Here is a 6,792-nt window from a genome sequence, read left to right on the forward strand (position 1 = left end):
GGGCGTCGTCAAGGCATCGCTGGCACCGGGCCCATGCACAACGTGAAGGTGGCGAGCACCGCGGGACACACGATCGCCCGGTCACCGTGGGCGAAAGCTGTCCTTATGGTGCGTCGAAGCACCTGCCGGCACAAGGGTTGACCTCGTCGGCCCGGGAGGCTCCCGGGGGGGAGCGACGTTCCGGGATGGCGGGATCCGGGGCGCCGTGGTAGTCGTGACGGTGCGAGGCGTTGCGTGTTGGTTGGGCGTCTGCCGCTGAACGTAGCAGTCTCGTGCACCTCGCGCGGACGATCGGGCCTTTGGGCCCCTTAGCTCGGGCCGCTCGGACCACATCGTGGCAGGGTTGACGGTGAGCGGGTTCGCTGTCGGCCTCATAGTGCCCCTACGCCCGGGGGTGGGGACCCAGCCAGGCAGGTTGGCCGGGAGGTGGGACCGGACCCGCCCCTACGGTGGCGCGGGCCACTTGTCCGGGTGGCGTGAGCCACTCGTCCCATACGTTGCTGGTCGGTACGAGCAGGCTCGCCCGCGATAGTGGGTGCCAGATGGAGGATGCTGTGAGAATTGCGATCGGTGGAGCGATCACGCTGATTGCTCTCGCGGTTGCCGGGCGCCGGGTTTTCTGGCTGTTCCGGCTGATCAGGTCCGGCCAGCCGGCCGAGGGCCGGCTCGACGACCTGCCGACCCGCGTCTGGACGGAGATCAGCGAGGTCGGGGGGCAGCGCAAGCTGCTGAAGTGGTCGGTGCCCGGGGCGGCCCACTTCTTCACCTTCTGGGGCTTCACGATCCTGCTGCTGACCGTCATCGAGGCCTACGGCGGCCTGTTCGACGACAACTTCCACATCCCGGGATTCGGGCACTGGGCGGCCATCGGCTTCCTCGAGGACTTCTTCGCCGTGGCGGTCCTCGCCGGCCTGGCCGCCTTCACGATCATCCGGTTGAAGGACGCCCCGGCGCGGCTGGAGCGCAAGTCGCGATTCTACGGCTCGCACACCGGGCCGGCCTGGGTCATCCTCGGCCTGATCACCGCCGTCATCGTGACACTGTTGATCTGCCGTGGCGCCCAGTACAACACCGGCAACCTCCCGCAGGGCCAGACAAAGTGGGCCTTCGCGTCCTACGCCGTGAGCCGCATCTTCTCCGGCCTCTCCCATGAGGTGAACGAGGGCATCGAGACGGCCTTCCTACTGCTCAACGTTGCGGTGATCATGGGCTTCTCGGTGCTGGTGGTCTACTCGAAGCACCTGCACATCGGCCTGGCTCCGATCAACGTCGTGCTCAAGCGCCAGCCGGTGGCCCTCGGCCCGCTGGCCACCACCCCCGACATCGAGAAGCTGATGGAGGAGGACGAGCCGGTCGTCGGCGTCGGCAAGGTCGAGGACTTCTCCTGGAAGGCCATGCTCGACTTCGCCACCTGCACCGAGTGCGGGCGGTGCCAGAGCCAGTGCCCGGCGTGGAACACTGGCAAGCCGCTGTCACCGAAGTTGTTGATCATGGATCTGCGTGACCACCTCTTCGCCAAGGCGCCCTACCTGCTGTCCACCGAGGGCGCGGCGGAGGGCGAGGAGGCGCCGAAGGCGGTCACCGGGATCGCCGAGGACGCCTCCGACTCCCACACCGTGCACCATGTGCCCGAGTCCGGCTTCGGCCGGGTGCCGCAGCCCGGTCAGCCGCAGGTCGACCGGCCGCTGGTCGGCACCGAGGAGGAGGGCGGGGTCATTGATCCCGACGTCCTGTGGTCGTGCACCAACTGCGGCGCGTGCGTTGAACAGTGTCCGGTGGACATCGAGCATGTCGACCACATCGTCGACATGCGTCGCTACCAGGTGATGATCGAGTCGGCGTTCCCGTCCGAGGCCGGCGTCATGCTGCGCAACCTCGAGAACAACGGCAACCCGTGGGGCGTCTCGCCGCGGACCCGCACCGAGTGGACCGAGGGCCTGCCCTTCGAGGTGCGTGTCCTCGGCGACGGTGAGCAGATCCCCGACGACGTCGAGTACCTGTACTGGGTCGGCTGCGCCGGGGCGATCGAGGACCGCGCCAAAAAGGTCGCGCGGGCCTTCGCGGAGCTCCTGCACACCGCCGGGGTCGAGTTCGCGATCCTCGGTACGAACGAGTCCTGCACCGGAGACCCGGCGCGCCGGCTCGGCAACGAGTACCTGTACCAGGAGATGGCCAAGGCGAACATCGAGCTGCTGAACGCCACGGGCGTCAAGAAGATCGTTGCCACCTGCCCGCACTGCTTCAACAGCCTCGCCCGGGAGTACTCGGCTCTCGGCGGTCAGTACGAGGTCGTCCACCACACCCAGCTGCTCGGCAAACTGGTCGAGGAGCGCAAGCTGGTGCCGGTGACCCGGGTGGAGTCGTCGGTCACCTACCACGACCCCTGCTTCCTCGGGCGGCACAACAAGGTCTACACCCCGCCGCGGGAGATCCTGGCGGCAATCCCGGGCATCCGGGGCCAGGAGATGCACCGCTGCAAGGACCGCGGCTTCTGCTGCGGTGCCGGCGGCGCGCGGATGTGGATGGAGGAGAAGATCGGTAAGCGGGTCAACGTGGACCGGATGGAGGAGGCCCTCGGCCTCGACCCGGACGTCGTGTCCACCGCCTGCCCGTTCTGCATCGTGATGCTCACCGACGCCGTCACCGAGAAGAAGCTGAGCGGCGAGGCGAAGGACGGCGTCGAGGTGCTCGACGTCTCCCAGCTCCTGGCCCGTTCGCTGGCGCCGGCGGCGCCAGCGGCTCCGACCGAGGCGTCCGCCGAGCCTGTCGGCTAGATTGTGCCCTTGCCTTTCCAGAGGGATAAATTGAACATGAAACCCTCTGGAAAGGCAAGGAAGCTGAAAGGCAAGGAAGTCAGCCTGGGGGGATCTCCCCGTTCGGGACCGGTGCGCGGGTGAAGTCCCGGTAGGCCCTCGACGGAGTCGGGCCGCGCTGGCCCTGGTAGCGCGAGCCGTAAATGGTCGAGCCGTACGAGTGCTCGGCCGGCGAGGACAGCCGGAACAGGCAGAGCTGGCCGATCTTCATGCCGGGCCAGAGTTTGATCGGCAGCGTCGCCACGTTCGACAGTTCCAGCGTGACGTGCCCGGAGAAGCCGGGGTCGATGAAGCCCGCCGTCGAGTGCGTGAGCAGCCCGAGCCGGCCGAGACTCGACTTCCCTTCCAGCCGGCCGGCGAGATCGTCGGGCAGGGTGACGATCTCCAGCGTCGAGCCGAGGACGAACTCGCCCGGATGCAGGACGAACGGCTCGTCGCCCTCCGGGGCGATGAGCTCGGTGAGATCCTCCTGCTCGAGAGAGGGATCGATGTGGCTGTACCGGTGATTGGCGAAGACCCGGAACCAGCAGTCCAGCCGTAGGTCGATGCTGGACGGCTGGATGAGGCCAGGGTCGTGGGGGTCGAGACGGATCCGGCCCGTGGCGATCTCGGTCCGGATGTCCCGGTCGGACAACAGCACGTCCCGGACGTTAGAGCATGAGTGGTTGATCTTCACCCTCTACCCGGAGGTTGATCTTCACCGTCCACCCGGAGGAGGACGGAGCCGCGTGGAAGAGTGAGACGGAGCGTGACCCGGGTAGGAGGCACGTGGCCGGTCGATGAATACCCGGCCGGACGGGTGGGTGCTCCCGGGGAAGGCTGGGGCGGAAGGGACAGGCGGGACGGATGCTCGGGCTACCCGATCACATCGAGGCATGTCTGTTCGACCTGGATGGCGTGCTGACGAACACTGCGACGATCCACGCGGCCGCGTGGAAAGAGATGTTCGACGATTTCCTGGAGAACTGGGCCAAGCGGTCGGGAGGGCCGTTCGTCCCCTTCGACCTCGAGCATGACTATGCCGAGTGCGTTGACGGCCGGCCCAGGATCGACGGAGTGCGAGCCTTTCTCGACGCCCGTCACATCAGGCTTCCCGACGGAACACCGGACGACCCGCCGTCCGCGCTCACCGTGCATGGGCTGTCCAACCGGAAGAATTTCCTCCTGCTGGAACGGATTAGGAGGGACAGTGTGGACATCTACCCCGGCTCGGTGACGTACCTGCGGGAACTGGCCGCGCGGGGGATCCCCCGCGCGGTCGTCTCCTCCAGCGCCAACTGCGCCGAGGTGTTGAAGGCGACCGGGCTTGACGCCCTCGTCGACGGAGCGGTGGACGGCGTCGTCGCCGCCCGTGACCATCTCGCCGGAAAGCCAGCGCCCGACACCTTCCTCGCCGGCGCCCGGCTGCTCGGGGTGCCGCCGCGGCGGGCGGCGGTGTTTGAGGACGCCCTGGCCGGCGTCGAGGCGGGGCGGGCCGGCGGGTTCGGCTGGGTCGTGGGGGTCGACCGGGTAGGGCACGCCGCAGCGTTGCGCGCCCACGGGGCCGACATCGTGGTAAACGACCTGGCGGACCTGCTCGGCCACGGCTCCGGACCCGGCCCCGCGTGATCGACAAAGCGTCTTATCTGATTGAGCCGTGGTCCATCCAGGAGTCCGGTCTCGACATCTCCGATCTGGGCCGGTCCGAGTCATTGTTCGCCCTGTCCAACGGCCATATCGGGCTCCGGGGAAACCTCGACGAGGGCGATCCGCACGGCCTGCCGGGCACCTACCTGAACTCGGTCCACGAGCTGCGGCCCCTGCCCTATGCCGAGGCCGGCTATGGATATCCCGAGTCCGGCCAGACGGTCATCAACGTCACCAACGGCAAGGTGATCCGTCTACTCGTCGACGACGAGCCGTTCGACATCCGCTATGGCGATCTGCGGTCGCATCAGCGGGCGATCGACTTCCGGGAGGGCGTGCTCCGGCGGGACGTGGAATGGGTCTCGCCGGCGGGGCAGACCATCCGGGTGCACTCCGAGCGGCTGGTGTCGTTCTCGCAGCGTTCCATCGCGGCCGTGTACTACGAGATCGAGCCGGTGGGCGACCCGGCGCGGATCGTCATCCAGTCGGAGCTGGTGGCCAACGAGCAGCTGCCGGCCTGGCACGGTGACCCGCGGGCCGCGGCTGCGCTGGAGTCGCCGCTGCGGTCCGAGCGCCATCGGGCGAGCGGCACGATGGTCGAGCTCGTCCACATCACCCACCGCAGCGAGATCCGTGTCGCCGCGGCCATGGACCACGAGTTCGCCGGGCCGGACTCGCTGGGTGTCTCCTCGGAGAGCGAGCCGGACGCCGGCCGGGTGACGGCCACGGCGGTGCTTGCCCCGGGCGAGAAGCTACGGATGGTCAAGTTCATCGCCTACGGTTGGTCGGAGCAACGGTCCCTCCCAGCCCTGAGGGACCAGGCCGCCGCGGCGCTGGTCGCAGCGCGGCAGACCGGGTGGCCCGGTCTCGTCGGCGAGCAGCGGCAGTACCTGGATGCCTTCTGGAAGCGGGCCAACGTCGAGGTCGACGGCGACCCGGAGGTGCAGCAGGCCGTTCGCTTCGCGCTGTTCCACGTCCTGCAGGCCGGAGCGCGGGCCGAGCGGCGGGCGATCCCGGCCAAGGGCCTGACCGGCCCCGGATACGACGGGCACGCCTTCTGGGACTCCGAGTCGTACGTGCTCCCCGTCCTGACGTACACCGCGCCTGACGCGGCGGCCGACGCGCTGCGCTGGCGGTACGCGACTCTGCCACTGGCCAGGGAACGAGCCGATCTGCTCAATCTGAAGGGCGCCGTCTTCCCCTGGCGCACCATCCACGGCGAGGAGTGCTCCGGGTACTGGCCGGCCGGGACGGCCGCCTTTCACGTCAACGCCGACATCGCCGACGCGGTCGCCCGCTACGTCACCATCACCGGGGACGAGCAGTTCGAGCGCACGGTGGGGCTGGCGATCCTGATCGAGACCGCCCGGCTGTGGCGGTCGCTGGGACATCACGACCTCGACGGCCGCTTCCGGATCGACGGTGTCACGGGCCCGGACGAGTACTCGGCCATCGCCGACAACAACGTCTACACGAACCTGATGGCGCAGCGGAACCTCGTGGCCGCGGCGGACGCCGCCCGCTGCCATCCCGACCGGGCCGCCGAGTTGGGCGTGGATGCCGAGGTCACGGCGTCCTGGCGGGACGCGGCCGAGAACATGTCCATCCCCTACGACCCCCATCTCGGCGTCCACCCGCAGTCCGAGGGATTCACCGAACACCAGGTCTGGGACTTCGCGAACACCGCGCCCGAGCAGTACCCTCTGCTGCTGCACTTCCCGTATTTCGACCTCTACCGCAAGCAGGTCGTCAAGCAGGCGGACCTGGTCCTGGCGATGCAGCGCCGGGGTGATGCCTTCACGATGGACGAGAAGATCCGCAACTTCGCCTACTACGAAGCTCTGACGGTTCGGGACTCGTCACTGTCGGCATGCTCCCAGGCGGTGCTGGCCGCTGAGTGTGGGCACCTGTCGCTCGCCCATGATTACCTGCGCGAAGCCGCCCTGATGGATCTGCATGACATCGAGCACAACACCGGAGATGGGCTGCACATGGCCTCCCTCGCGGGAAGCTGGATCGCCCTCGTCGAGGGCTTCGGTGGGCTGCGTGACGGCGGTGAGGTGATCTCGTTCGCGCCGCGGTTGCCCGAGGGACTGACCAGGCTGGCCTTCGGGCTCTGTGTCCGCGGGCGGCACCTGCGGGTGGAGGTCTCCGACTCGACGGCGGTCTACACCGTCCCCGCGGGGCCGGCGATGACGTTGCTGCACCACGGCAAGACCGTCCGGGTGGTTCCCGGCCAGCCGGTCAGCATGGAGGTCCCGCCGACGCCCGTCCTGGAACGGCCGAAGCAGCCCCCGGGTCGGGAGCCGCTGCGCTTCCTGCGCCTGCCCGGGACCGGCGGCCGCTCCGGTGC

The 6,792-nt window shown here is 68.6% G+C and carries 4 protein-coding genes; 3 read left to right on the top strand and 1 reads right to left on the bottom strand.

Features of this window, described 5'->3' with window-relative positions; genetic code table 11:
* Positions 1–554: 554 nt before the first annotated feature.
* Positions 555–2,774: a (Fe-S)-binding protein gene (locus ACY5KJ_RS03355; RefSeq protein ID WP_462202769.1), complete on the top strand. Its 2,220-nt coding sequence runs from the start codon at positions 555–557 to the stop codon at positions 2,772–2,774.
* Between the two features lie 79 nt (positions 2,775–2,853).
* Here the strand turns inward: ACY5KJ_RS03355 and dcd are convergent, their stop codons facing one another.
* A complete protein-coding gene (dcd, locus tag ACY5KJ_RS03360) occupies positions 2,854–3,453 on the bottom strand; it encodes a dCTP deaminase (protein WP_462188612.1) in 600 nt (199 codons plus the stop codon).
* A 206-nt stretch (positions 3,454–3,659) separates the two neighbouring features.
* On the opposite strand from dcd, the gene ACY5KJ_RS03365 reads away from it, so the two are divergent.
* A complete protein-coding gene (locus ACY5KJ_RS03365) occupies positions 3,660–4,421 on the top strand; it encodes a beta-phosphoglucomutase family hydrolase (protein WP_462188611.1) in 762 nt (253 codons plus the stop codon).
* On the top strand, positions 4,418–6,792 hold a 2,375-nt coding region (locus ACY5KJ_RS03370), incomplete at its 3' end, for a glycoside hydrolase family 65 protein (RefSeq protein WP_462202770.1). The genes ACY5KJ_RS03365 and ACY5KJ_RS03370, both read left to right, overlap by 4 nt.

The sequence above is a fragment of the Frankia sp. CcWB3 genome (genome assembly GCF_977927595.1).